This window comes from Streptomyces sp. P9-A2 (assembly GCF_036634175.1).
Taxonomy (GTDB): Bacteria; Actinomycetota; Actinomycetes; order Streptomycetales; family Streptomycetaceae; genus Streptomyces; species Streptomyces pratens.
The window spans coordinates 5,643,517-5,666,831 of the sequence record NZ_JAZIFX010000001.1 but is presented as its reverse complement, the minus strand read 5'-3'; the positions used below and the strand labels follow the sequence as shown (position 1 = coordinate 5,666,831).

Sequence of the window (23,315 nt, the reverse complement as noted above, 5' to 3'; positions counted from 1 at the left end):
GGGCACACAGAAACCGCGGTTATGGTCGTGCGATGCAGAGCCGCACGACCACCGGCCGTCCCGGACGCCTCGGACGTCCGCGCAGTGCCGCCGCCGACACCGCGATCCTGGCCGCGACCCGGGAGGCGCTGGTCGAGCTCGGGTGGTCCAAGCTCACCCTGGGGGATGTCGCGAGCCGCGCGGGGGTCGCCAAGACGACCCTCTACCGGCGCTGGGCGGGCAAGAACGAACTGGTCGTGGACGCGGTCGCCGAGCTCTTCGACGAACTCGAGCTGCCCGACCGCGGCAGCCTCGCGGCGGACATCGAGGGCGTGGTGCTCCAGTTCGCGGCGTTGCTGTCCCGCCCGGAGGCCAGAAGCGGGCTGATGGCGGTGATCGCGGAGTCCACCCTCGACGAGGCGCTGCGCGAACGCATCCGCGTCTCGATCGTCGAACGCCAGAAGCGCCTGGTCCTCACCGGCCGCGCCCGTGCCCAGGACCGGGGCGAGCTGCCCCCCGAGCCGGACCCGGGCGAGGCGGCCCGCGCCGTGGGCCTGATCTTCGACATGGTGGCCGGCGCGGTGGTCCACCGCACCCTGGTCAGCGGGCAGCCGGTGGACGAGGAGTGGCTGCACGGCTTCACCCGGGTCCTGCTCTCGGGTCTCGCCACGGCCGGCACCGACCCGTAGCGGAAGATATGCCCCGCTGCCGGGCCGGGTCCGTGCGCTGTCCGGTCGTCCGCCCGTCCAGTCGTCCGCCCGTCCGGTCGTCCGTCCGGTCAAAAGCCCGGGGGCTCCGTGTACACCCCCCACTCGTCCCGCAGCGCGTCGCAGATCTCGCCCAGGGTGGCCTCGGCGCGTACGGCGTCCAGCATCGGCCCGATCATGTTGGCGCCGGAGCGGGCCGCGTCGAGCATGGCGCTCAGGGCCGTGCGGACCGCCGTGTCGTCGCGGGCGGCCTTGCGCTCGCCGAGGGTGCGTACCTGCTCGCGTTCCACCTCGTGGCTGACCCGCAGGATCTCCAGGTCGCCGGTGACCGAGCCGGTGTGGACGTTGACGCCGACGACGTTCTTGTCGCCCTTCTCCAGGGACCGCTGGTAGCGGAACGCCGCCTCGGCGATCTCGCCGGTGAACCAGCCGTCCTCGATGCCGCGCAGGATCCCGGAGGTGATGGGGCCGATCGGGTGCCGCCCGTCGGGGTGGGCGCGCAGGCCCCGCTCCTTGATCTGCTCGAAGATCTTCTCCGCGTCCGCCTCGATCCGGTCCGTCAGCTGTTCGACGAACCAGGAACCGCCGAGCGGGTCGGCCACGTTGGCGACGCCGGTCTCCTCCATGAGCACCTGCTGGGTGCGCAGGGCGATCTCGGCGGCCTGCTCGCTGGGCAGCGCGAGCGTCTCGTCCAGGGCGTTGGTGTGCAGGGAGTTGGTCCCGCCGAGGACGGCGGCGAGCGCCTCGACGGCGGTGCGCACGACGTTGTTGTACGGCTGCTGGGCGGTCAGCGAGACGCCCGCGGTCTGGGTGTGGAACCGCAGCCACTGCGCCTTCTCGCTCTGCGCGCCGTACACGTCCCGCATCCAGCGGGCCCAGATGCGGCGCGCGGCACGGAACTTGGCGATCTCCTCGAAGAAGTCGAGGTGCGCGTCGAAGAAGAAGGACAGGCCGGGGGCGAACACGTCCACGTCGAGTCCGCGGCTGAGCCCCAGTTCCACGTACCCGAAGCCGTCCGCGAGCGTGTACGCCAGCTCCTGGGCGGCCGTCGATCCGGCCTCGCGGATGTGGTAGCCGGATACTGAGAGCGGCTTGTAGGCGGGGATGCCGGCCGCGCAGTGCTCCATCAGGTCGCCGATGAGGCGCAGATGCGGCTCGGGCGTGAAGAGCCACTCCTTCTGGGCGATGTACTCCTTGAAGATGTCCGTCTGCAGCGTGCCGTTGAGCACGGCGGGGTCGACACCCTGGCGCTCGGCGGCGACGAGGTACATGCAGAAGACGGGCACGGCCGGCCCGCTGATCGTCATCGAGGTCGTCACGTCCCCGAGCGGGATGTCCTTGAACAGGACCTCCATGTCGGCGGCCGAGTCGATGGCCACCCCGCAGTGCCCGACCTCGCCCAGGGAGCGGGGGTCGTCGGAGTCGTGTCCCATGAGCGTGGGCATGTCGAAGGCGACGGACAGTCCGCCGCCGCCGTTGCCCAGGATCATCTTGTAGCGCTCGTTGGTCTGCTCGGCGTTCCCGAACCCGGCGAACTGCCGGATCGTCCAGGTACGCCCCCGGTAGCCGGTCGGATACAGACCGCGGGTGAAGGGGTACTCCCCCGGCCAGCCGATCCGCTCGAACCCCTCGTAGACGTCACCGGGCCGGGGCCCGTAGACCGGCTCCACGGGGTCGCCGGAGAGCGTGGTGAAGTCTGCGTCGCGCTTGCGCGCGGCGTCGTACCGGGCCTGCCAGCGACGGCGGCCCTCCTCGATGGCGTCAGCGTCCATACTTCGAATTTACTAGGACGTCCTAGTAAATGTCGATGGCTGGCCGCCGCACGCTGCTCCGTACGGCGGGAGGGCCCGGCGATGACGCGGGACCGTGGGCCCGCGGTGACACCCGGTGGTTACGCCTCGGCGGTCGCGGGCGCGTCGGCGGTGACCGCCGACTCCAGCTCGCGGGAGATCCTGCGCTCGACGAAGAACGCGGCCGTCGGGACGGTCCCGGCCAGCAGCACCCAGATCTGCTTCTTGACCGGCCACTTCAGCTTGGAGCCGAGGTCGAAGGCGAAAATCAGGTACAGGACGTACAGCCAGCCGTGGGCGATGCTGACGACCTGCGTGAAGTCGGCCGCGCCACCCATGTCGAGCAGGTACTTGCCGACCATTCCGAAGGTCAGCAGAACCAGCAGGACACCAGTGACGTAGGCCATGACCCGGTAGCGGGTCAGCACGCTCTTCTTCATGGCACGAGCGTAACGGGCCGTTCCAGGAAAACTTGCCCCGGGTCACTCGCCTCGAAGTCCCGCTGCCCAAGGCAACGGGCCGAGGGCGGCGAATGTCGGCACCCTTCCCTGGCGCTGCTTCCGAGATCGTCGGCGGCTTGGCGGCTCGCCCCTCGGGAAGTGCAAGCCAGCGCATTGCGGTGGTGATCAGCGAGTGGCGCCCTCCGGCCACAGGACCCGTACCGGGGTGCCGCTCCGCTCCGCGTACGAGACCACGTCCGCGGTACCACCGAAGCCCCGGGCGGGCTTGCCGTCCCACACCGCGAGGAGTTCGCCGGACAGACCCACGAGGACCTCCGAGCCCGCCATGTGCGCCTCGGACGTCGACTCGTCCATGCCGGTCTCGTGGATGTCGGACGCCTGCCCCAGCAGGGCGTCATAGGTGGCGTGGTGCTGCTCCGGGAGAGCATCTCGGTAGCCGACCGCCGGAATGACCGCCTCAAGACGGCCCCCGTGCTTCACCACTGCTTCGGCGAACCAGGTGTCGGGACCGTCCGCGAGGCACGAAACGCCGACCAGATCGGCGGCGTCGTAGGCGCTCACCGCCTCGTCGAGCATCTCCCGCACACGCCGCTCCACGTCCGCGCCGAGTCCGCGGTGCCCGGTGATTCCCACCCGCATGCCTGTCCTCCTGGAGATAGACGCCGTGCAGACGCTGGTCGAATTCGCGCACCACCTTGGGTGGCGCGCCGGTCGTGAGGGTACGGCGCACGGCACGGGCCCGTTCCACGATGCGCCCGGACTTGTACGTCGGCCCCCCCTGCAAGGCTCGCGGCCTCGCTGCCGACTACTGCGAGTCGGTTCCGGCCGCTGTCACCGGTCACCGGTCACCGTGCCGGTGATGCTCCGGATCAGCCGCATGTGTGACTTCACCGCCCCGAGTACTGGTCGGGCCGTCGTCTCGCAGATCGTGGCCAACCTTCAACGGCTTCTTTCGCTCTATGAATGGAATCACCGCGCCGGGCGTTACAGGCGATTTATCATCCGTGCTTCTGTGCAGAATCGCCGCCCTCGCGGCCCATGCCAGAACGCTCTGTCCCCGCATGGACAGCCCTAGTCGGTTCCAGTGAAAGATCACGTGGTAGCCGAACACCTGCCTCAGTCCCCGGTCGAGCGTGCCCGCTCCGACCGCGCAGCCGAGTTCCTCACCCGCGCTCCGGAAGGCGGCGGCCCACTTGGCGACGGACTCCAGCGATCCGCCGACACGCAGCAGGATGTCGGTGTCGGCGCGGAGCAGGGGCAGGACTTCCTGGGCGCGGGCGTTCAGTCGGTCTTCCGGGACATCGCCGAGGGCCGATCGATGTTCGTCCGTGATCACGCGGTGCCAGACATCCGCCTGCTCGTACCACTCAAGTCCGGCGGCGCGCATCGTGATCGTGCAGAGGAGGACGGACAGCTCCCGAGGCCCCACGGCCAGGTCTCGGCGGTACCTCAACTGCTGCGCCTCGCGGCTGTCGGTGATGAACAGATTCTCTCCGTGGTGGCCTGCGGGAAGTTGTCGCGCAGGCGAGCGTGGAGGTCGCCGTAAGAGATGGGTTCTCGGGCCGCGTCCATCGCGGCGGCCACCGGCCGGGTGTTGCGGACCGATACCTCGACCGGCGCCAGGAAGAGGGCATGGCCGTCGGAGGGCGGGCCCGGCGCCACAAGCCGGTCACCGCGCGGATATGCGGCGTTGTTGGCGAGGAGCGGTAACCGCATCAGTAACGCTGGGCTGCGCTGGAGGCGCAGGACCATGTCGGTGACCCATTCGGCGTCCGGCCGGATCGTCGCGTGGTGCTTGCCGCGCCATCGCACGCCGGCCCGCGGCCCGACGGACACGGGGGCGGTGCCGGCGAACAGGCCGAGCGGAGTCGGCCTGTGCTGCCACCGCAGGAGATAGCAGACCGTCGACAGTGCGGTGCGGCGAACACGCCGGGGCTCGGTCTGCCGGCCGCGGACGACGGTCTCGATGGCGTGGGAGAGCGCGGGGGTGGCCGGCTCCAGCACGCTGCGGAAGTCTTCGCACTGCCAGACGCGGTTCAGCCAGGCACGGGTGCCGGCCACGTCGTCCAGGTCGAGAGTGCGGGGTACGTCTGCCGATCCAGGGCTGGTGGTGGCGCGCAGCATCGCGGCGCCTTGCCACTGGTAGTCGGCGACTGCTCGGGAGGCCATGAAGCCCTTCCTTCAGGCGGGGCGCGGGAGGGGAGAGGTGCTGGTGGGCCGGACGCAGCGCTTCGTCCGGCCCACCAGACAGACGGCCTGGATCAGGCCGGGTCCTCCACGAAGGAGTTGCAGGCGGAGGAACCGGTCGCGCAGGTGGTGCCGCAGCCGTCGCCGGTGGTGCACATGAGCTTGCCGTGCGGGTACTCCGCGACGACAACCTTCACGTCCAGGGGCGCGAAGTCGTCGTCCATGTCCGCCGACACGGCGGGCGGGGTCAGGGTGGCGCTCGTCATGGTGGTGTCCTTTCTCTTCTTCGGGTGGTGCGGGACGGCCTGGCTCCCGGCGTTACGCCGAGGGCCAGGAGAGCGAGATCCGGCTGTGCACCTTGTCGATGACCTGGTCGGCCGTGATCTGGTCGTCGGGGGTGTCGGCCGGATGGACGCGGATGACCGGTCCGGGGCCGCCGCGCCGGTCGGCCTCCCAGCCACGGAGCACGTCAGCGATCTTGTCGGCGAGCTGCTTCGCGTTCGGGCCAAGGGCGTGTACGCCGTACTCGACGTGCTTGTTGTCCTCGGTGCGGCGGGTGACGAGGTAGGCGAAGGTGTCGTCCTCGACGGCAGCGAGGGCGAACCGCTTGTTCGAGGGGGCGACCAGGCCGGTGTCCAGGTCGTCATCGACGGCCATCGTGCAAAAGCCCGGCAGGCTGATCGCCATGGCCATCTGAAGGGTGTCAAGGAGTTCTTGGAGGCCGATGGTGACGCCGGTCCACTGCTCGTGGCGTGGTGTCGTGATGGCGTTGTCCAGCCGTTGCGGGTCGGCCGGCAGGCCGTCATCGAACCGCAGTCCGATCTCCGGGGTGCCGTTGACCAACAGAAGTTCTTCCCGGTGGGCGGTCGAGCCCTGCATGGGAACAAAGCCGCAGATCCGCGCCGACTCGCTCTCCAGGCAGGTGCCGTGCTCGCCCGTGACCTGGGTGAAGGCCACTGACCGGGTCAGGCCCCGCATCCGCAGCGGCACCACAAGCCGGCCGCCGTCCTTGAGCTGCGCGGTCCAGGCCGGAGAGATGTCCCAGGCTCCGGCGGTCACCATGACGACATCGACCTCACCGAGGTCCGGGATCGGTTCGGCCGCGTCCGCGGTGACGACGCGAACCCTGTCATAGCCGTGCTCGTCCAGGAGCCGCCGAGCGCGCTCGGTGACATCGGGGTCGATGTCCGCCGTGACGACTTCGCCGCCCTCACCGACGAGTTCTGCGAGGTAGGCCGCGTTCAGCCCGCCCGAGCCGATCTCCAGCACCCTCATGCCGGAACGCACCTGGGCCTGGTCCAGCATCATGGCCTGGATCTGCGGAGCGGAGACGGAACTGAGCTGCACGCCGTGCTCGTCCGTCTTGGTGATCACGGCGGCGTGTGTTTCGTACGCCTTGTTCAGCGGCGTGTCGGGGGCGAACTCATGGCGGGGGACCTTGCGCATCGCCGCTTCGATCTCCGGGGAAGAGATCGTGCCATCCGCGCACAGCTCGTCCACCACGAGGTTCCGCAGGCGGGTCGCCTCGTCGGGCTCGACGGTCTTTTTGGTCATGAAATTCCTTCGCACGTACGTGTTGGGGGGTAGGCCAGGTGGTGCGCAGTGAGCCGCGCGGCCTTTTCGTCAGGGGCTCAGCGTTCGGCACGGCGGGGTACGCGCGCGCATGGCGCTCACCGGCTTGCTCCTGCCGGAGCCTTGATTTCAGCCCAGGTGACCTTGCCCCAGCCGTACAGGTCGTAGCCCCAACGCGAGCTCAACGCGTCGACCAGGTACAGGCCCCTGCCACTTTCGGCATCGTCGGTGGCCTTCTCCACGCAGGGAGCGGCCTGCGATCCGTCAGACACCCCGATGCGAATAGAGCTGTCGAGCCGACGCTCGACGACAATCTCCGTCAGGCGTGTTTCGGTGTGGTCGACGCTATTGGTCACCAACTCCGAGACGATGGCCTCTCCGAGGTCGGCCAGGTCCGATTCCAGGCCCCAACCAGCCAGAACGCCGGAGATGAAGGCGCGGGCGCGCCCCGCGGACTCGGGGACACAGGGCAGCTCCACCTTGATACAACCGGAGGCACCGGTCACAACTGTTCTTTCAGCGGTCATGGTCAAGAGGTCATTCCCTCCGGCGTGGGGGGCCCGGCCCTGACGGGGCCGAGGCCGGGCTCTCCTTCAAGCCGCCGCCCGAGCGCGGACCCGGCGGCTGGTAACCAGTCAACGAGCCACGAGCGGCGAGCAACAGGCAAAGTCCCGGTCTCGCGCACGCCGACCGACCGGAAGGCTTTGCGTTCGCATTACCTGCGATCTGGTCACCGCAGTGACAAAGGCGCTACGTTCGGCACATGGGAGCGAACCCCATCCTGCAAAGTCGGATGAATCAACTCGGCCTTACGCAAGAGGAGTTGGCTAACCAACTCAACAAGGCACTACATGAGATCACCGGCCGACCGGGAGAAATCTCCTCACGGACAGTCCGCAACCTGCTCAATGGGACAAGCCGACGCCCAATCGGACGCACTTGCGTGGCACTTGAGCATGTGTTCGGCTGCCCCGTGGCGGACTTAGGGTTCAGCGCACCCAGCTCCATGCAGCACCCTCCGGAGGATCCCGTGCGGCGTCGCAACTTCATCGTCTCCACCACTGGATCTGCAGCGAGTGCTGTGCCCATCGTCAAGCAGCGCCGGTCAGTGGGTATGAGCGATGTAGCGCGCGCGTCGGCCGACATGAACCGGCTCGTGGAGGCGGACGACCGTAAAGGCGGGCACACGTCCTTGGTCTCCTCGGCCCTCGAAGGCCGTATCAAGGTTCTGGAACTCCAGCAGCGGAATGCCGGCGAGCGGGTGCGCCGCGCCCTGTACGCACTCGCGGCCGAGTACACCACCATCGCGGCCTGGTCGTGCATCGACCTGCGCGACCTGGACATGGCGCAGAGGTACTTGAACGAGTCGGCCACGTTCGCCGGCCTGTCCCAGGACCCGCCCACGGGAATGCGCGTGTGGATCAACATCGCCATGCTCGCCTACCAGCGGAAGAACGGACCGGAGCAACTCGCCGCAGCCCAAGCGGCCAACGCGACCCGAGCCGCCCGCAGGGACCCGTTCTTCGGCTCCATGGGCCGGGTCCGGCTCGCCCTTGCCCACTCGTCACTCGGGGACCCGCAAGCCGCCAAGAGGGCTCTTGGCACCGCGCAGGAAACCCTCGGAAAGGCTGCCGAGGACGAGCGTCCCCGATGGACCGCGTTCTACGGAGCGGCCGAGCTCAATCACCTCGCGGCCATCATCCTCAACCACAACAGGGAGTCCGCCCACGCCGAAGCGATGGCGCATCGCGCGCTGGCCAAAATTCCGGGAGAGTTCCAACGCAACCGCGCCCTGGCCACGTGTCAGCTCGCCCTCGCACAACTCCGTCAGGGAGAGCCAGAACAGGCCACAGCCACCGCGGCCACCGTCTTCACGATCGTGGAGGGCGCTCCACTGCCTGGACGGATGCGCACGTTGATCGGAGACTTCCACCGGGAACTGCTCCGGCTGGCACCGTCCACAACGTACGCCCGCGACTGGGCAGACCGCATGCGAGAGGAATGGAGTCGAGCGTGACCAGAGTAATCGACCTGGGGCATTACAGTCAGGGAAGCCTTCCGGAAGGCTTCAAGCGCATGCTGATCGAGGTGCACGCCGACTCCTACGCCGACGCGATGGACAACGAGTTCAACCAGCGGTTTCCCTGGTTCATTGACCACTGGTCAGGAATGGACGGCTTCACCTGCGTCGTTGCCTTCGACGGAGACGAGCCGACCGGCTTCGCGTACGGCGCGCCGCTGCCGCCGGGCCGCGAATGGTGGCGCTCCACCGAGTTCGAGCCGAACAACGGCTACACCTCGACCTACGCCGTCTCCGAGGTCATGGTGCGTCCGCGGTGGCGGAAACAGGGCATCTCGGATCGTCTGCACGCAGCCCTGTTGAATGAGCGCGGCGAGGATCTCGCCGTACTCCTGGTCGACGTGACCCACCCCAAGGTGCAAGAGCTGTACGAGACGTGGGGTTACGAGAAGGCGGGCGAGCAGCGGCCGTTCGCCGATTCGCCGCTGTACGCGGTCATGGTGAAGCGGCTGCATCCCTGAGGGCTGTCACTCCCGCCACGGCAAGCCTCACTCCTCGTCGAAGTCCCCCGCCGCCAGCCGCAGCGGCCGGAGCATCGCGAACAGTTCGGTGCACTCCGCGGCGTCGTAGGCGCCGAGGCCGAAGTCCATCGCCATCAGGTCGCGGGTGGCCGCCTCGACGACCTCGCGGCCCTTGTCGGTGATGCTCGCGAGGGTGCCGCGGCCGTCGTTGGGGTTGGGGCGCTTGTCGACCAGGCCCGACCGCACCAGCCGGTCCACGGTGTTCGTCACGGACGTGGGATGCACCATGAGCCGCTCGCCGATCTTGGACATCGGCAGCTCGCCGGACTTCGAGAAGGTCAGCAGCACCAGCGCCTCGTACCGCGCGAAGGTGAGCCCGTACGGCTTGACCACCGCGTCGACCTCGGCCAGCAGGATCTGGTGGGCGCGCATGACCGAGGTGATCGCGGCCATGGACGGCACGCTCCCCCAGCGCTGCTTCCAGAGTTCGTCGGCACGGGCGATGGGATCGAACGAGAGACTGAGCGGCTTCGGCACGCAGCAGACCCTACCGGCCGGTCACATGCTGGTCAGCCCCGTCTCGCCCCTCGATCGGATCCTGCGCGGCCCCTCATGATTGAGCGTTCGCTCAAAACAACGTACGCTCCCTGTCGCGGTATTTGAGCGGTCGCTCAAACACGCTGCTGACAGGGGGCGGTATGAGGCTGTACATAGAGACACGCGTCCGCGCGGGGCTCGACGAGCTGTGGGCGCGCACCCAGGGCCCGGCCGAGCACCAGCGCTGGGACCTGCGCTTCACCGAGATCCGCCACCTCCCGCGTGCCGGGGGTGAGGACGAGCCGCGGCACTTCCGCTACGCCACGCGCGTGCTGCCGTTCCTCACCCTCTCCGGCACCGGTGTCTCGGCCGGTGAGAAGGAGCGCCCGGACGGCACCCGCACCTCCGCGCTCCGCTTCTCCTGCCCGCACCCGCTCTCCCTGCTCGCGGACGGCAGCGGCTATTGGCGCTACGTGCCCGACGACGGGACCGGGGAAGGGGGCGGGGTGCGTTTCCTGACCGGGTACGACTACCGGACCCGCTGGGGCGCCGCCGGGGCGCTCGCGGACCGGCTGGTGCTGCGCCCCTTGATGGGCTGGGCGACGGCCTGGTCCTTCGACCGGCTCCGGATCTGGCTGGAGCACGGTGTCACTCCCGAGCGCGCCCGCCGCAACTGGCTGACGGGCCTGACGCTCCGGGCGGCGGTGATCACCGCCGCCGGCACCGTCCTCGCCCTGAGGCCGGTCGCCCTGCTCGGCTCCGCGGGAGCCTTCCTGTCCCCGCTGCTCCTCATGGCGGCGATCGCCGCCGCGCTCCTCGTCCCGCCGCCGGCCCGCACCCCGGCCGCCCGCCGCTGTCTGCGCACCCCGCCGGACCCGGTCCGGCCGCCGCGGCTGCTGCGCACCCTGGAGACCCCGCGATGACCTCGATCTTCCGCACCGTGATGGGCGCCGACTTCGACCGCCTCCACCCCGCGCTGCGACGCCGCTTCTCCGTCGGCCTGACGAGCGGCGAGGCCTGTACGGGCCACGGCGTGATGGACCGCGTCTGGCACGGCGGCGCCTTCGTGAAGCCGTTCCTGGCGCTCGGCGCGACCCGGCACATCCTGGTCCCCCGGCAGGGCCGGCACATCCCCTTCACCATCGAGAACGTGCCGTACACCGACGGCTTCGGCCGTGAAACGGTGACCTTCGTGCGCACCTTCCAGCTGCCCGGCCGCCCCCGCCGCTTCGACGCCCAGATGGTGCTGGGCCCCCGGGGCGACCGCATCGTCGACTACCTCGGCACCCACCAGCATCTCGCCACCGACCTCCACTTCCGCGCGGAACCCGACGGCTCCCTGCTGATCCGCTCGGGCGAGCACCGCTTCCGGGAGGGACCGGTGGACGTGCGCGTGCCCGAGACCGTCGGCGCGAGGGCCGAGGTCCGCGAGTCCTACGACGAACGCGCCGGCCGCTTCCGGATCCGGGTCGACGTCACCAACCGCCGCTTCGGACCGCTCTTCGGCTACGAGGGGTCCTTCACCGCCGTCTACAGCGACATCCGCGCGTGCGGGGTGCGCCCCGGTCTGCGCCCGGTCCGTGAGGAGCCGCGCGCGTGAGCCCCGCCGACGGCACCCGAACCGCCGACAGCACCAGGACGAAGCTGCTGGAGGGCGCCCTGCGCACGCTCGCCGAACAGGGCATCGCCAAGGCCTCGGCGCGGGCGATCGCCACGACGGCCGGGGTCAACCAGGCGCTGGTCTTCTACCATTTCGGCTCGGTGGACGAACTCCTCTCCGCCGCCTGCCGCCACGGGGCCGAGCAGCGGGTCGCCCGCTACCGCATCCGTCTCGCGGAGGTCGATTCCCTCGCGGAGCTCCTCGCCTTCGGGCGGGAGATGCACGAGGAGGAGCGCGCCGCGGGCCAGGTGGCCCTGCTCGGGCAGCTGCTGGCCGGCGCCCAGACCCACGAGAGCCTGAAGGCTGCGACGTCGGCGGGACTCGACCTGTGGATCGTGGAGATCGAGAAGGTCCTCGAACGGGTCCTGCCCGGCACCCCGTTCGGTGAGTTCGCCGACGCAGGCGGGCTCGCCCGCGCGGTGGCGGCGTCCTTCGTGGGCCTCGAACTGTACGAGGGGGTGGACCCGGCGGGTGCGGGCGCGGCGCTGGACGCCCTGGAGCAGCTCGGGATCCTCGTCGCCGCCCTGGATGGCCTCGGCCCGGTCGCCCACCGCGCGGTACGCCATCACCTGCGCCGCACGGCCGGGCGCGGGTGAGGGGCGGGCGCGGGTGAGGCGCGGGGCGGCACCGGCGCCCCGCGCCCGCGCGCCCCGCGCCCCGCTCCTGGCTCCTGGCTCCTGGCTCCTGGCTCCTGGCTCCTGGCTATCGCCTACCGGCTCTCGTCCGCGCCCCGGTCCAGGTACCGCTCGACGGTGTCGACCTTGGAGGTGAGGCCGTCCTCGATCCCGGGCCGGATGTCCGCCTTGAGGACCAGGGACACGCGCGGGGCGCGCGCCTCGACCGCCGCCACGGCGCGCTTCACGACGTCCATGACCTCGTCCCAGTCGCCCTCGACCGAGGTGAACATGGCGTCGGTGCGGTTCGGCAGCCCGGACTCACGAACCACCCGCACGGCGTCGGCGACGTACTCCCCCACGTCCTCGCCGACACCGAGCGGCGTCACGGAGAAGGCGACGATCACGCGCCCACGACCCCTTCCTTGCCCGCGCGGGACGCGATCACCGCGTCCTCGGTCTCCCGCTTGAGCCGGCGCTCGGCGAAGAAGCCGCCGGTGGGCAGGACCGACATCAGGAAGTAGAAGGCGGCGGTCTTCAGCGGCCACTTGGCGCGGTTCCAGGCGTCGGCCCAGAAGAGCGCGTACACGACGAAGAGGAACCCGTGGATCGCACCCAGCGCCGGGACGGCGTTGAACTCCGTGGTCCGCTTCAGGACCGAGGCCACGAGGAGCAGCAGGAACGAGATCGCCTCGGGGCCCGATACCAGGCGGAGGCGGCGGAGGGCACTGGCGGTCTTGAGGTCCACGGATCACCTTCGGTGGGAGAGACAGCGGTATCTACGAGTCGTACCGGGCCCGGCGGCCCGATCCGTTGTCCTGTGCCTGACGCTTTGTGAACGCACGCACAAGCGCTCGCCCATTGTGGCAAACCCCGCCCGCGATCAACCGGAGGGGGTGGGGAGCTGTTGGGGTTTGGCTGAGCACGGGTGTGTTCTGGTGTGCGTGAGTGAGCGCGGATGGGCGCGGTCACGGCCGGGGGTGGGTGCTGTCCTGCCGGAAGGGGGGAATGGGGGTTCGTCTGCCGAATGCGTGACCTTGGCGGGTGGTGCTCGTTGGTGGGGTGAGCAAGTTTTCCGGGCCGGGCCGAGGGGCGGGGATGTAGGGGTGGACAAAGGACTGCGCAAGCTCGCGGCGCCGTTTGTCGTCCCCGGTCCGTCGGGGGTGGCCATCCGTACCCGGCTGAAGCAGCTCACCGCTCGCGATGAGGAGGTGCTGCGGCGGGTGGGCGCGCATCTGGGCACGCTGGCCTGCCGCGATCTGAAGGCACGCTGCCACGACGGCCCCGGGCATGATGCGCAGGCGTGGGCGGTGCGCAAGCGGGAGCTGACCCCGCTCTCCTCGGCCCGCTGGGCGGGCGCGATCACCAAGGCGACGCACGAGCAGTGGGCGCTGGCCCGCCGCAGTGCGCTCGCCCACCTCCAGAACCTGGAATCGGGGGTGCGCACCCTGCGCCACCGGCTGGCGCTGCCACTCGGCCAGAAGGGCGGCAAGCGGGTGCCGGGGGGTTATCGCAGTCGGCGGGAGTGGCATGCCAAGGCCCGCCGCCTGCACGTCCTGGAGGACCGGCTGGCGCGGGAACGCGCCGACTGGACGGCCGGGCGGGTGCGCGTGGTGCGCGGCGGCGGGCGTCTGGCCCGGATGCGGCACCAGCTGCCCGCCGCGCAGCTCACCGAGCTCCAGTGGCGTGCACGGTGGGAGGCGGCCCGCTGGTTTCTGCGGGCGGACGGGGAGAGCGGGAAGCGGTACGGGAACGAGACGATCCGCATCAGCCCGGACGGCCAGGTGAGCATCCGGCTGCCCGCCCCGCTCAAGCAGTGGGCGAATGCCCCGCACGGCCGGTATGTCCTCACCGGCCGGGCGGCCTTTGCGCACCGGGGGCAGGAGTGGGCGGACCGGGTGGCGGCGAACCGGGCCATCGCCTACCGCATCCACCACGACCCGGCCCGGGCCCGCTGGTATGTGACCGCCTCCTGGCAGCTCCCCGCATCCCCGGCGGTGCCTCTGGCGGCGGCGCTCGCGCACGGGGTGATCGGGGTGGACATGAACGCCGACCACCTGGCCGCCTGGCGCCTGGACGTGCACGGCAACCCGACCGGCAGCCCGCGCCGCTTCTGCTACGACCTGACCGGCACCGCCGGCCACCGCGACGCCCAGCTCCGCCACGCCCTGACCCGGCTGCTCAACTGGGCCCGCAGCTGCGGGGTGCGGGCGATCGCGGTGGAGGATCTGGACTTCACCGCGGAGAAGACCCGCGAGAAACACGGTCGCAACAGGCGATTTCGGCATCTGGTCTCCGGTCTGCCCACCGGCCGGCTCCGCGCCCGCCTGGTTTCGATGGCCGACCGGACGGGGATCACCGTCGTCGCCGTGGATCCGGCCTACACCTCGAAGTGGGGCGCCCAGCACTGGCAGAAACCCCTGACCAGCAAGAACCGTAAAACCAGCCGACACGATGCCGCGAGCATCGCGATCGCACGACGCGCCCAGGGGCATCCCCTCCGGCGTCGGACGGCACCGCCCCGCACCCACCGGAGTGATGGATGCGGGCATCGGACCGTCCAGGCCGGACCGGATGCTCCCGGGCGTGAGGGACCCCGCCGCCGCCTTCCCGGACCACGGACACGATCCGTGCCGCCGGACGCGGAACGAACGCGGGCGACCAGGACACCCAACACCGTTCGGGGCGTCCGCAGTGAGCGGGAACGGGTCCAGGACCCACTCCCGCTCACTGACTAGGAACGGTCCTGGTCCGGCGCGGTGCACTCCCTAGGGGGATCTTCGGGGTGCACATCCCCCTACAGGACCTGTTATGAGGGCGGGGCTGCGGTTACCGTCACCCACGTGGCGATGTTCCGACTTCAGGGCAGCAAGGTGCTCGCCGTCGAGATGACCGGGGACGCCGTAAAGGCGAAGAACGGCTCGATGGTCGCGTACGACGGCGACATGGCGTTCAAGAAGCTCAGCGGTGGCGGGGACGGCATCCGAGGGATGGTGACCCGGCGGCTGACCGGTGAGCAGATGACGGTGATGGAGGTGAAGGGGCGCGGGGTCTGCTGGTTCGCGGACCGGGCCGCCGAGATCAATCTGGTCGGACTCCGGGGGGACACGCTCTACGTGGAGTCGAGCAACCTGCTGGCGACCGACGGCGGCCTGCGCACGGGGACCAGTTTCACCGGTCTGCGCGGCGCCTCCCAGGGCAACGGGCTGTTCACGACCACCGTCGAGGGACACGGCCAGGCGGCGATCATGTCGGACGGGCCCGCGGTACTGCTCCGGGTCGCTCCGCAGTACCCGCTGACCGTCGACCCCGGCGCCTATGTGGCCCACCAGGGGAATCTTCGACAGTCCCTCCAGTCCGGGGTGTCGTTCCGCACGCTGCTCGGGGAGGGCGGCGGCGAGGCCTTCCAGATGCGGTTCGAGGGCGACGGGCTGGTGTACGTCCAGCCCAGTGAGCGGAACACGATCGCGGGAGACGTCTGACATGCCCTTCCAGGAGATCAACTCGAAGGTCGTCGAGGCGACCTTGGTGCCCGGTCAGCGGCTGTTCAGCCAGCGCGGCGCGATGCTCGCCTACCGGGGCGAGGTCGCCTTCACCCCCAACACGATGGGCGGCCAGGGCGGGCTCCGGTCGATGATCGGCCGGCGGGTGGCGGGCGAGGACACGCCCCTGATGACCGTCGAGGGCAGCGGCACGGTCCTGTTCGGGCACGGCGGCCACCACATCCAGGTGATCAACCTCTCCGGGGACACCCTGTACGTCGAGGCGGACCGCCTGCTGGCGTTCGAGGGCACGCTGGAGCAGGGCACGATGTTCCTGGGCTCGCAGGGCGGGGTGATGGGCATGGTCCGGGGCCAGGTCTCCGGGCAGGGTTTGTTCACCACCACACTCAAGGGGCACGGCTCCGTGGCGGTCATGGCGCACGGGGGCGTGATCGAGATCCCGATCACACCGCAGCGTCCGATCCACGTCGACCCGCAGGCCTACGTCGCCCATCACGGCGCCGTCCGCAACAAGTTGTCGACCGCGCTCGGCTGGCGGGACATGGTGGGGCGCGGCTCCGGCGAGGCGTTCCAACTGGAGCTCAGCGGCAGCGGCGCGGTGTTCGTCCAGGCGTCGGAGGAGAAGCTTTGAGCACCTACGGAACTCAGGGCGGCGGCCCGCAGCCCGGCGTCACGGTCTTCGACCCGACGACGCTGCCGTCCGACGACAACGTCGATCCCTACACCTTCTGCGTGGAGCTCGCCGGGAGCCAGTGGTTCCTGCAGAAGGGGAAGATGATCGCCTACTACGGCACGATCGAGTTCAACGGCATCGGGCACGGCCGGCTCGACCGACTTGTCCGTACGTCGTTCCATTCGCCTCTGCACGCGAGCGACTGGGTCGTGGCGGAGGGTTCGGGCAAGATGCTCCTCGCCGACCGGGCGCTCGATGTGAATGCGTACGACCTCGAGGACGGCAATCTGACCGTTCGCTCGGGCAATCTGCTCGCTTTTCAGCCAAGTCTGTCGCTGAAGCAGTCGATCGTGCCGGGTTTCCTGACACTCATCGGAACCGGAAAGTTCGTGGCCGTCTCGAACGGCCCCGTGGTGTTCATGGAACCCCCGCTCCGGGTGGACCCGCAGGCGCTGGTCGGGTGGGCGGACTGCCCCTCCCCGTGCCACCACTACGACCACGGGTATATGACGGGCGTGATGGGCGGTCTACGTGCACTGACGGGCCTCGGCGGGGCCTCCGGCGAGGAGCACCAGTTCGAGTTCGTCGGGGCCGGCACCGTACTGCTGCAGTCGTCCGAGTCGCTGATGCCGGAGCAGGCCACGGGGGCCACTCCGCAGCAGGCGGGAGTGCCCGGCGGCGGCGGGACCGGAGCGCACGGACAGGGCGCGGGGGCACCGCGCCTTCCCGGACAGCTGGGGGACCTCCAGCGTCGCTTCGGGCTGTGAGCGGTAGTCTGCGGAGTGTGACATCGAACGCGTGCACGCCGTCACCGTCACGGAAAACCCCTCACTAGTTCGCCTTTCAACCTCTTAGGTAGACTTCATTCATGGAGACCGAGACGGCCACGCGCTGGCTGACCAATGCGGAGCAGTGCGCCTGGCGCACCCACCTGGAGGTCAACAGGCTGCTGACGTACCAGCTCGAGAAGGACCTGCAGCCCTTCGGCCTGACAATGAACGACTACGAGATTCTGGTGTACCTCTCCGAGGCGGAGGACCGCCGGATGCGGATGAGTGACCTCGCCGCCGCCACCCTCCAGTCCAAGAGCCGCCTCTCGCACCAGGTCACCCGCATGGAGAACGCGGACCTGGTCCGGCGGGAGCACTGCGAATCAGACCGGCGCGGCCTCTTCGCCGTCCTCACCGACCACGGCCTGGAGACCATGCAGAAGGTCTCGCCCCATCACGTGGCATCGGTGCGCCGGCACTTCATCGACCAGCTCTCCCCCGAGACCCTCGGCGAGCTGGACAAGGCCCTGAAGCCCATCGCGGAGCACCTGCGCGAGCAGCGCGGGCGTTTCTGAACCGGGGACCGTCCCGCACGGGCCGTCCCACACCGGTGACCGTCCGAGTCGATGACCCGGCCCGGTGGTGGTGTTCCACCGGGCCGGGTCGGGTCAGGCCCCTGGGGCAAGCGGCAGGCGGAGTTCGAACAGGGCTCCGCCCGAGGGTGCCGCCCCGGCCGTGAGTGTCCCGCCGTGCCGTACCGCGACGTCCCGTGCGATGGCGAGGCCCAGACCGGCCCCGCCGTCGTCGCGGCTGCGGGCGGCGTCCAGCCGGACGAACCGCTCGAAGATCCGCTCCCGGTCGGCCTCGGCCACCCCGTCGCCGTCGTCGGCGACCGCGAGCACCGCCCAGTCGCCCTCCCGCCGCACGCTCACCGAGACCGTCTCGCGGGCGTGCCGGCGTCCGTTGTCGAGCAGGTTGCCGAGCACCCGGCCCAGCTGCCCCCGCGACCCGGCCACCTCCGCCGACTCCGCCGACTCCGTGTCCACGGTCACCCCCGTCCGTCCCGCCGCTTCCTCGCGGGCCAGCGCGGCCAGGTCGACCCGCGCGTCCACGGGCCGCTCCCCCGCGTCCAGCCGGGCGAGCAGCAGCAGGTCGGCGGCGAGGTGCTGGAGCCGCACGGTGTCCTCGACGGCGCCGTCCAGGTCGAGGAGGTCGGGGTGGGCGGCGGCCACCTCCAGCTGGGTGCGCAGGGAGGCGATCGGGCTGCGCAGTTCGTGCGAGGCGTCGGCGACGAACCGCCGCTGCCGCTCCACGGACGTCTCCAGGGCGGCGAGCGTCTCGTTGGTGGTGCGGGCGAGCCGGGCGATCTCGTCGTGGGTCCCCGGTTCCGGGACCCGGCGCGTGAGGTCCTCGGACGCGGTGATCGCGGCCATCTCCTCGCGGATGCCGGCGACCGGGCGCAGGGCACGTCCGGTGACCACCCAGGTCATCCCGGCGACCAGCGCCGCCAGCAGCGGGAAGCCGATCAGCATCACGGTCAGCGCGGTGCGTACGGCGCTGTGCTCGGCGGCCAGCGGGGCGCCCGCGGAGACGGTGAGCAGGCCCCGGTCGTGGGTCCGCACGTCGACGGCCGCGAAGCGGTAGTCCGCTGTCTCGCCGTCCAGGGTCGCGGCGCCACTGCCGTAGGTGGTCTGGCCGCTGGTCTCGCCGGGGGCGAGGGACGGTTCGTCGGAGTCGTCCGAGGCGGCCGGACTCGACGGGGCCTGCGTGTCGTCATCATCGTCATCGTCGTCGTCATCGTCATCGTCGTCATCGTCGTCCTCACGGCCCGGCGCCGACGGGGACGACGACGCGGAAGGCGAGGGGGACGGGGAGGACGACGGACGGGGCTGTACCTGGTCGGTGCTCGTGCCGGTGATCCACCCCAGGTCCTCGGTGGCCGCGACGAGGTTCCCGTCCTCGTCGACGACCTGCACGGGCCCGATCTCGCTGTCCAGCCCGGACAGCTGGTCGTACGGGGTCCGCGCGGCGAGTTCGGAGGCGACCGCCCGCGCCGTGCGCTCCGCCTGGGTGCCCGCCTCGGCGGTCAGGTTGGAGCGCAGCGCCTGCAGGACCGCGGCACCCGTGACGACGAGGGCCACCACGACCACGAGCGTGGCGCCGAGCGTCGCCCGGGAGCGGACCGAGCCGAACAGGCGGTTCACGGCGCCGTCTCCAGCCGGTACCCGGCGCCGCGCACCGTCCGGATCAGCCCGGCGCGCAGCTTGCGGCGCAGGGCGCTGACGTAGACCTCGACGATGTTCGGGTCGCCCTCGTAGGCGAAGTCCCAGACGTGCTCCAGGATCTCCGGCTTGGACACCACCTCGCCGGCCCGCAGCACCAGCTGCTCGAGCACGGAGAACTCCTTGGCGGTGAGCGTCACCTCGTCCTCGGCCAGGAAGACCCGGCGGGCGGCGGTGTCCATTCTCAGGTCCCCGAGCACATGCACCGGCGAGGCTCCGGCGCCCTGTCCCCGGCGGCGCAGGAGCGCCTTGACCCGGGCGACGAGGACGACGTAGGAGAACGGCTTGGTGAGGTAGTCGTCGGCGCCGGTGTCCAGACCCTCGGCCTCGTCGTACTCGCCGTCCTTGGCGGTGAGCATCAGGATCGGCACGTCGTGCCCGGCGGCGCGCAGGGCGGCGCAGACGCGGTAGCCGTTGAGGCCGGGCAGCATGATGTCGAGGATCACGAGGTCGTACGCGCCCTCCGTGGCCCGGTCCAGGCCCTCCCGGCCGTCGTGGACGACGTCCACGGCGTATCCCTCGGCGGTCAGCCCCTTCGCGAGGGACAGGGCCAGCCGCTTCTCGTCCTCGACTATCAGCAATCGAGAGATACGGCGCGAAGCGCCTCCGGCAGGGTGGTGGTGGGCGACGGGTGGGCGCATGCGCACAAGGGTCGCAGAGCGAACCTGAAGATCACTTCAGGTCGTTTCAGGTTCCTCTCAGCATTGATCAGCGAGATTGAGGACGTCGAAAACGCAGCGACTGGGGAGGAACCCACATGAAGCGCAACATCGTGATCGCCGTCGTCACCGCCGCGGCACTGGTCGGCGGAGCCACCGCGACGGCCATCGCGGTCTCGGGGGACGACGAGCCGACGAACACGAACCAGGTGGACACGTGGGCATCGGACGACGGCCGCGACGACGACGGTGACGACGACCGCGACGACCTGGACGACGACGCTCGGGCCCTCTCCGCGGACGTGACCGCCGCCGAGGCCGTCGCCAACGCGCTGAAGCACCGGTCGGGCACCGCGGTCTCCGTCGAGATGGACGACGACGATGACGACGAGCACCGCGGCAAGGCGGCCTGGGAGGTCGACATCCTCGGCGGCGGCGACACCTGGTACAGCGTGTGGATCGACCCGAACAGCGGCAAGGTCCTGGGCTCGGAGCGGGACGACGATGACGACGCCGCCGAGGTGCGCGCCGCCCTGAAGGGCACGTCGGTGACGGTCGAGGAGGCCGCGAAGGCGGCGGCCGCCAAGGGCACCGTGACGTCGGTGGACCTGGACGACGACGGGCCCCGCGACAAGGCGGTCTGGGAGGTCGAGACGGTCACCGCCGGCGGGGACGACCGGGAGTGGCTGGTCGACCTGAACAGCGGCAAGGTCACCGCGGACGACGACGACTCGGACGACCGCGACGACCGCGGCGACCGGGGTGACGACGGGCGTGACGACGACGCCGATGACCGGAACGACCGCGACGACGGTGACGACGACCGCGACGACCGCTGAGCGGAGATCCGGGCGGATCTCCGAAGCGACCACGTGAACCGGGAGGGCGGTACGGGCGAATGTGCCCGCACCGCCCTCCCGGTGTGCTCCCGCCGGCCCTCACGGATCACGGACCGGTCCCGGTCCCGCGTCAGCCCGTGCCGGTCCCGCGTCAGCCCCGCGTCAGCCCCGCCACCAGTTCGTCCGCCGCGCGGTACGGGTCCAGCTCGCCGCCGATGATCCGTTCCGCCAGCGCGCCCAGGCGGCGGTCGCCGTGCAGGTCGTCGATGCGCTCCCGCAGGGCCGTGACGGCGATCGTCTCGACCTCGCGTGCGGCGCGGGCCAGCCGGCGCTCCGCCAGGACTCCGTGCTCCTCCATCCACGCGTGGTGCTTCTCCAGGGCTTCGACGACCTCGTCGACGCCCTCCCCGCGCGAGGCGACGGTCTTGACGATCGGCGGCCGCCAGTCACCGGGGGCGCGGGACTCGCCGAGGCCCAGCATGTGGTTCAGCTCGCGGGCGGTGGCGTCCGCACCGTCGCGGTCGGCCTTGTTGACGACGTAGACGTCGCCGATCTCCAGGATTCCGGCCTTGGCCGCCTGGATCCCGTCGCCCATGCCGGGCGCGAGGAGCACCACCGACGTGTCGGCCTGGGAGGCGATCTCCACCTCCGACTGGCCGACGCCGACCGTCTCCACCAGGACCACGTCGCAGCCGGCCGCGTCGAGGACGCGGATGGCCTGCGGCGCGGACCAGGCGAGGCCGCCCAGATGACCGCGGGTCGCCATGGAGCGGATATAGACGCCGGGGTCGGAGGCGTGCTCCGACATCCGCACCCGGTCGCCGAGCAGCGCGCCGCCGGAGAAAGGCGAGGACGGGTCGACGGCCAGGACGCCGACCCGCTTGCCCTGCCTGCGGTACGCGCTCACCAGCGCCGAGGTGGACGTCGACTTGCCGACGCCCGGCGAGCCCGTCAGGCCGACCACGTACGCGTTGCCCGTCAACGGTGCCAGGGCCGCCATGACCTCCCTCAGCTGCGGGGACGCCCCCTCCACCAGGGAGATCAACCGGGCCACGGCACGCGGCGCGCCCTCCCTGGCCCGTGCCACCAGAGTGGAGACGTCCTGCATCACTGCTCCGTTCACAAGATAGGAATCCGCAGGAAGGACCTGCGGGAGGAGTCTGCCAGGAACGACGGCCGGACGGCCCGCTCGGGCTCAGGCCTTGGGTACCCGCACGATCAGCGCGTCACCCTGCCCGCCGCCGCCGCACAGCGCCGCCGCGCCGATGCCGCCGCCGCGCCGCTTCAGCTCCAGTGCCAGGTGCAGCACCAGCCGGGCGCCGGACATCCCGATCGGGTGCCCCAGGGCGATGGCACCGCCGTTGACGTTCACCTTCTCCGTGGACACGCCGAGGTCCTTCATCGACTGCACGGCCACCGCCGCGAAAGCCTCGTTGATCTCGACGAGGTCCAGGTCGGACACCTCGAGGCCCTCCTTCTTCAGGGCGTGGGCGATCGCGTTGGACGGCTGCGACTGCAGGGAGTTGTCGGGGCCCGCCACATTGCCGTGGGCGCCGATCTCGGCGAGCCACTCCAGGCCGAGCTCCTGGGCCTTGGCCTTGCTCATCACGACCACGGCCGCCGCACCGTCCGAGATCTGCGAGGAGGAACCGGCGGTGATCGTGCCGTCCTTGGCGAAGGCCGGACGCAGCCTGCCCAGCGACTCGGCGGTGGTGTCGGCTCGGATGCCCTCGTCCTGGCTGAAGAGGACCGGGTCGCCCTTGCGCTGCGGGATCTCGACGGGGGTGATCTCCGCCTCGAAGATGCCGTTCTTCTGCGCGGCGGCGGCCCGCTGGTGGGACAGGGCGGCGATCTCGTCCTGCTCCGGGCGGCCGATGCCCAGGCGCGTGTTGTGCTTCTCGGTGGACTCGCCCATGGCGACGTTCTCGAAGGAGTCGGTCAGACCGTCGTGCGCCATGGCGTCGATCATCTGGACCGCACCGTACTTGTAGCCCTCGCGGGACTTCGGCAGCAGGTGCGGGGCGTTGGTCATGGACTCCTGGCCGCCGGCCACGACCACGTCGAACTCGCCGGCCCGGATCAGCTGGTCGGCCAGCGCGATCGCGTCGAGGCCGGACAGGCACACCTTGTTGACGGTGAGCGCGGGAACGCTCATCGGGATGCCGGCCTTGGCGGCGGCCTGGCGTGCCGGGATCTGCCCTGCCCCGGCCTGGAGCACCTGCCCCATGATCACGTACTGGACCTGGTCGCCGCCGATCCCCGCACGGTCGAGGGCGGCCTTGATCGCGAAGCCGCCGAGGTCGGCTCCGGAGAAGGACTTGAGCGAGCCGAGCAACCGGCCCATCGGGGTCCGGGCGCCCGCGACGATGACGGACGTCGTGCCGTTCGCCGCGGTCGATGCGGATGGTGCGGAAGATGCAGAAGTCATGAGCTGCGATCCCCTTCCGGCTGCACAGCCGAGGAGTGAACGAGGGTTTACTTCGAATGTACTGAGCTGCGGTCCGCCCCGTCATCGGGCCGTCGGTGTGATCGCGCGCACGT

27 protein-coding genes are annotated in these 23,315 nt (G+C 70.5%); 12 read left to right on the top strand and 15 right to left on the bottom strand.

The genetic code is table 11. The features are described 5' to 3' along the window. Positions 1-32 precede the first annotated feature (32 nt). Complete coding sequence (locus V4Y04_RS25910; RefSeq protein WP_332430727.1) at positions 33-668, top strand: TetR/AcrR family transcriptional regulator; 636 nt, start codon at positions 33-35, stop codon at positions 666-668. An 89-nt stretch (positions 669-757) separates the two neighbouring features. Here V4Y04_RS25910 and V4Y04_RS25905 read toward each other — a convergent pair whose 3' ends face one another. The 8 genes from V4Y04_RS25905 to V4Y04_RS25870 form a co-directional block, all read right to left on the bottom strand. Beyond that, positions 758-2,458, bottom strand: coding sequence for an acyl-CoA mutase large subunit family protein (locus V4Y04_RS25905; protein ID WP_332430726.1), 1,701 nt, complete (start codon positions 2,456-2,458; stop codon positions 758-760). A gap of 119 nt (positions 2,459-2,577) precedes the next feature. Then, a complete protein-coding gene (locus tag V4Y04_RS25900) occupies positions 2,578-2,916 on the bottom strand; it encodes a DUF3817 domain-containing protein (RefSeq protein ID WP_332430725.1) in 339 nt (112 codons plus the stop codon). A gap of 186 nt (positions 2,917-3,102) precedes the next feature. Beyond that, complete coding sequence (locus V4Y04_RS25895) at positions 3,103-3,576, bottom strand: hypothetical protein (protein ID WP_332430724.1); 474 nt, start codon at positions 3,574-3,576, stop codon at positions 3,103-3,105. A 199-nt stretch (positions 3,577-3,775) separates the two neighbouring features. Beyond that, on the bottom strand, positions 3,776-4,390 hold the full coding sequence (locus V4Y04_RS25890; RefSeq protein WP_332430723.1) for a thiopeptide-type bacteriocin biosynthesis protein: 615 nt from the start codon (positions 4,388-4,390) through the stop codon (positions 3,776-3,778). Next, positions 4,387-5,106 carry a lantibiotic dehydratase gene (locus tag V4Y04_RS25885; protein WP_332430722.1) on the bottom strand — a complete coding sequence of 240 codons (720 nt, stop codon included), beginning with the start codon at positions 5,104-5,106 and terminating at the stop codon, positions 4,387-4,389. Before V4Y04_RS25885 ends, V4Y04_RS25890 begins: the two co-directional genes overlap by 4 nt. A gap of 92 nt (positions 5,107-5,198) precedes the next feature. Then, the gene (gene fxlA / locus V4Y04_RS25880) at positions 5,199-5,390 is read right to left on the bottom strand and encodes an FxLD family lanthipeptide (RefSeq protein ID WP_332430721.1); all 192 of its coding nucleotides are present in this window, start codon (positions 5,388-5,390) and stop codon (positions 5,199-5,201) included. A 52-nt stretch (positions 5,391-5,442) separates the two neighbouring features. Next, entirely contained in the window at positions 5,443-6,678 is a 1,236-nt protein-coding gene (fxlM, locus tag V4Y04_RS25875; RefSeq protein ID WP_332430720.1) for a methyltransferase, FxLD system, read from the bottom strand. A gap of 116 nt (positions 6,679-6,794) precedes the next feature. Continuing rightward, positions 6,795-7,223, bottom strand: coding sequence for an ATP-binding protein (locus V4Y04_RS25870; RefSeq protein ID WP_332433000.1), 429 nt, complete (start codon positions 7,221-7,223; stop codon positions 6,795-6,797). A gap of 587 nt (positions 7,224-7,810) precedes the next feature. Between V4Y04_RS25870 and V4Y04_RS25865 the strand changes: the two genes are divergently transcribed. Together V4Y04_RS25865 and V4Y04_RS25860 are read left to right on the top strand one after the other, a co-directional pair. Then, positions 7,811-8,713, top strand: coding sequence for an XRE family transcriptional regulator (locus tag V4Y04_RS25865; protein WP_332430719.1), 903 nt, complete (start codon positions 7,811-7,813; stop codon positions 8,711-8,713). After that, positions 8,710-9,237: a GNAT family N-acetyltransferase gene (locus tag V4Y04_RS25860; RefSeq protein ID WP_443080085.1), complete on the top strand. Its 528-nt coding sequence runs from the start codon at positions 8,710-8,712 to the stop codon at positions 9,235-9,237. The genes V4Y04_RS25865 and V4Y04_RS25860 overlap by 4 nt, the downstream gene beginning before the upstream one ends. Positions 9,238-9,264: 27 nt before the next feature. On the opposite strand, the gene V4Y04_RS25855 is transcribed toward V4Y04_RS25860, so the two are convergent. Next, positions 9,265-9,774 (bottom strand): MarR family winged helix-turn-helix transcriptional regulator, encoded by a 510-nt coding sequence (locus V4Y04_RS25855; RefSeq protein WP_332430717.1) that lies wholly within the window; start codon positions 9,772-9,774, stop codon positions 9,265-9,267. 161 nt (positions 9,775-9,935) lie between these two features. Here V4Y04_RS25855 and V4Y04_RS25850 point away from each other — a divergent pair, with 161 nt between their 5' ends. From V4Y04_RS25850 to V4Y04_RS25840, 3 genes are read left to right on the top strand one after another with little or no spacing between them, the layout of a single operon-like run. Beyond that, positions 9,936-10,697, top strand: a complete 762-nt coding sequence (locus tag V4Y04_RS25850; RefSeq protein WP_332430716.1) for a hypothetical protein — start codon at positions 9,936-9,938, stop codon at positions 10,695-10,697. Next, positions 10,694-11,374 (top strand): DUF4166 domain-containing protein, encoded by a 681-nt coding sequence (locus V4Y04_RS25845; protein WP_332430715.1) that lies wholly within the window; start codon positions 10,694-10,696, stop codon positions 11,372-11,374. Before V4Y04_RS25850 ends, V4Y04_RS25845 begins: the two co-directional genes overlap by 4 nt. Next, on the top strand, positions 11,371-12,030 hold the full coding sequence (locus V4Y04_RS25840) for a TetR/AcrR family transcriptional regulator (RefSeq protein WP_332430714.1): 660 nt from the start codon (positions 11,371-11,373) through the stop codon (positions 12,028-12,030). The genes V4Y04_RS25845 and V4Y04_RS25840 overlap by 4 nt, the downstream gene beginning before the upstream one ends. 113 nt (positions 12,031-12,143) lie before the next feature. On the opposite strand, the gene V4Y04_RS25835 is transcribed toward V4Y04_RS25840, so the two are convergent. Together V4Y04_RS25835 and V4Y04_RS25830 are read right to left on the bottom strand one after the other, a co-directional pair. Further along, a complete protein-coding gene (locus tag V4Y04_RS25835) occupies positions 12,144-12,455 on the bottom strand; it encodes an MTH1187 family thiamine-binding protein (protein WP_332430713.1) in 312 nt (103 codons plus the stop codon). After that, complete coding sequence (locus V4Y04_RS25830; RefSeq protein ID WP_332430711.1) at positions 12,452-12,796, bottom strand: DUF3817 domain-containing protein; 345 nt, start codon at positions 12,794-12,796, stop codon at positions 12,452-12,454. Before V4Y04_RS25830 ends, V4Y04_RS25835 begins: the two co-directional genes overlap by 4 nt. Before the next feature lie 358 nt (positions 12,797-13,154). Here V4Y04_RS25830 and V4Y04_RS25825 point away from each other — a divergent pair, with 358 nt between their 5' ends. The 5 genes from V4Y04_RS25825 to V4Y04_RS25805 all read left to right on the top strand — a co-directional run bounded on the left by V4Y04_RS25825 (position 13,155) and on the right by V4Y04_RS25805 (position 17,569). Further along, positions 13,155-14,786 carry a transposase gene (locus V4Y04_RS25825; protein ID WP_332430710.1) on the top strand — a complete coding sequence of 544 codons (1,632 nt, stop codon included), beginning with the start codon at positions 13,155-13,157 and terminating at the stop codon, positions 14,784-14,786. A gap of 111 nt (positions 14,787-14,897) precedes the next feature. Continuing rightward, the gene (locus V4Y04_RS25820) at positions 14,898-15,530 is read left to right on the top strand and encodes an AIM24 family protein (RefSeq protein ID WP_332432999.1); all 633 of its coding nucleotides are present in this window, start codon (positions 14,898-14,900) and stop codon (positions 15,528-15,530) included. Position 15,531: 1 nt separating this feature from the next. After that, positions 15,532-16,182, top strand: a complete 651-nt coding sequence (locus V4Y04_RS25815; RefSeq protein WP_332430709.1) for an AIM24 family protein — start codon at positions 15,532-15,534, stop codon at positions 16,180-16,182. Continuing rightward, positions 16,179-16,991 (top strand): AIM24 family protein, encoded by an 813-nt coding sequence (locus tag V4Y04_RS25810; RefSeq protein WP_332430708.1) that lies wholly within the window; start codon positions 16,179-16,181, stop codon positions 16,989-16,991. Before V4Y04_RS25815 ends, V4Y04_RS25810 begins: the two co-directional genes overlap by 4 nt. A 101-nt stretch (positions 16,992-17,092) precedes the next feature. Continuing rightward, the gene (locus tag V4Y04_RS25805; RefSeq protein ID WP_332430707.1) at positions 17,093-17,569 is read left to right on the top strand and encodes a MarR family winged helix-turn-helix transcriptional regulator; all 477 of its coding nucleotides are present in this window, start codon (positions 17,093-17,095) and stop codon (positions 17,567-17,569) included. 93 nt (positions 17,570-17,662) lie between these two features. Here V4Y04_RS25805 and V4Y04_RS25800 read toward each other — a convergent pair whose 3' ends face one another. Together V4Y04_RS25800 and V4Y04_RS25795 are read right to left on the bottom strand one after the other, a co-directional pair. Next, on the bottom strand, positions 17,663-19,198 hold the full coding sequence (locus V4Y04_RS25800) for a sensor histidine kinase (RefSeq protein WP_332430706.1): 1,536 nt from the start codon (positions 19,196-19,198) through the stop codon (positions 17,663-17,665). Continuing rightward, the gene (locus V4Y04_RS25795) at positions 19,195-19,917 is read right to left on the bottom strand and encodes a response regulator transcription factor (protein WP_332430705.1); all 723 of its coding nucleotides are present in this window, start codon (positions 19,915-19,917) and stop codon (positions 19,195-19,197) included. Before V4Y04_RS25795 ends, V4Y04_RS25800 begins: the two co-directional genes overlap by 4 nt. Positions 19,918-20,033: 116 nt before the next feature. Here V4Y04_RS25795 and V4Y04_RS25790 point away from each other — a divergent pair, with 116 nt between their 5' ends. Next, on the top strand, positions 20,034-20,774 hold the full coding sequence (locus V4Y04_RS25790) for a PepSY domain-containing protein (RefSeq protein ID WP_332430704.1): 741 nt from the start codon (positions 20,034-20,036) through the stop codon (positions 20,772-20,774). A 151-nt stretch (positions 20,775-20,925) separates the two neighbouring features. Here V4Y04_RS25790 and meaB read toward each other — a convergent pair whose 3' ends face one another. Next, entirely contained in the window at positions 20,926-21,882 is a 957-nt protein-coding gene (gene meaB, locus V4Y04_RS25785) for a methylmalonyl Co-A mutase-associated GTPase MeaB (protein ID WP_332430702.1), read from the bottom strand. An 87-nt stretch (positions 21,883-21,969) separates the two neighbouring features. Next, the gene (locus tag V4Y04_RS25780) at positions 21,970-23,202 is read right to left on the bottom strand and encodes an acetyl-CoA C-acetyltransferase (RefSeq protein ID WP_332430701.1); all 1,233 of its coding nucleotides are present in this window, start codon (positions 23,200-23,202) and stop codon (positions 21,970-21,972) included. Positions 23,203-23,315: the final 113 nt, after the last annotated feature.

Bases quoted from the DNA above. Each gene is read 5' to 3' on its own strand.
- V4Y04_RS25910 (WP_332430727.1), top strand. From the start codon at position 33: ATGCAGAGCCGCACGACCACCGGCCGTCCCGGACGCCTCGGACGTCCG.
- V4Y04_RS25905 (WP_332430726.1), bottom strand. From the start codon at position 2,458: ATGGACGCTGACGCCATCGAGGAGGGCCGCCGTCGCTGGCAGGCCCGG.
- V4Y04_RS25900 (WP_332430725.1), bottom strand. From the start codon at position 2,916: ATGAAGAAGAGCGTGCTGACCCGCTACCGGGTCATGGCCTACGTCACT.
- V4Y04_RS25895 (WP_332430724.1), bottom strand. From the start codon at position 3,576: ATGCGGGTGGGAATCACCGGGCACCGCGGACTCGGCGCGGACGTGGAG.
- V4Y04_RS25885 (WP_332430722.1), bottom strand. From the start codon at position 5,106: ATGGCCTCCCGAGCAGTCGCCGACTACCAGTGGCAAGGCGCCGCGATG.
- fxlA (WP_332430721.1), bottom strand. From the start codon at position 5,390: ATGACGAGCGCCACCCTGACCCCGCCCGCCGTGTCGGCGGACATGGAC.
- fxlM (WP_332430720.1), bottom strand. From the start codon at position 6,678: ATGACCAAAAAGACCGTCGAGCCCGACGAGGCGACCCGCCTGCGGAAC.
- V4Y04_RS25870 (WP_332433000.1), bottom strand. From the start codon at position 7,223: ATGACCGCTGAAAGAACAGTTGTGACCGGTGCCTCCGGTTGTATCAAG.
- V4Y04_RS25865 (WP_332430719.1), top strand. From the start codon at position 7,811: ATGAGCGATGTAGCGCGCGCGTCGGCCGACATGAACCGGCTCGTGGAG.
- V4Y04_RS25850 (WP_332430716.1), top strand. From the start codon at position 9,936: ATGAGGCTGTACATAGAGACACGCGTCCGCGCGGGGCTCGACGAGCTG.
- V4Y04_RS25845 (WP_332430715.1), top strand. From the start codon at position 10,694: ATGACCTCGATCTTCCGCACCGTGATGGGCGCCGACTTCGACCGCCTC.
- V4Y04_RS25820 (WP_332432999.1), top strand. From the start codon at position 14,898: ATGTTCCGACTTCAGGGCAGCAAGGTGCTCGCCGTCGAGATGACCGGG.
- V4Y04_RS25815 (WP_332430709.1), top strand. From the start codon at position 15,532: ATGCCCTTCCAGGAGATCAACTCGAAGGTCGTCGAGGCGACCTTGGTG.
- V4Y04_RS25805 (WP_332430707.1), top strand. From the start codon at position 17,093: ATGGAGACCGAGACGGCCACGCGCTGGCTGACCAATGCGGAGCAGTGC.
- V4Y04_RS25795 (WP_332430705.1), bottom strand. From the start codon at position 19,917: ATGCGCCCACCCGTCGCCCACCACCACCCTGCCGGAGGCGCTTCGCGC.
- V4Y04_RS25790 (WP_332430704.1), top strand. From the start codon at position 20,034: ATGAAGCGCAACATCGTGATCGCCGTCGTCACCGCCGCGGCACTGGTC.
- meaB (WP_332430702.1), bottom strand. From the start codon at position 21,882: ATGCAGGACGTCTCCACTCTGGTGGCACGGGCCAGGGAGGGCGCGCCG.
- V4Y04_RS25780 (WP_332430701.1), bottom strand. From the start codon at position 23,202: ATGACTTCTGCATCTTCCGCACCATCCGCATCGACCGCGGCGAACGGC.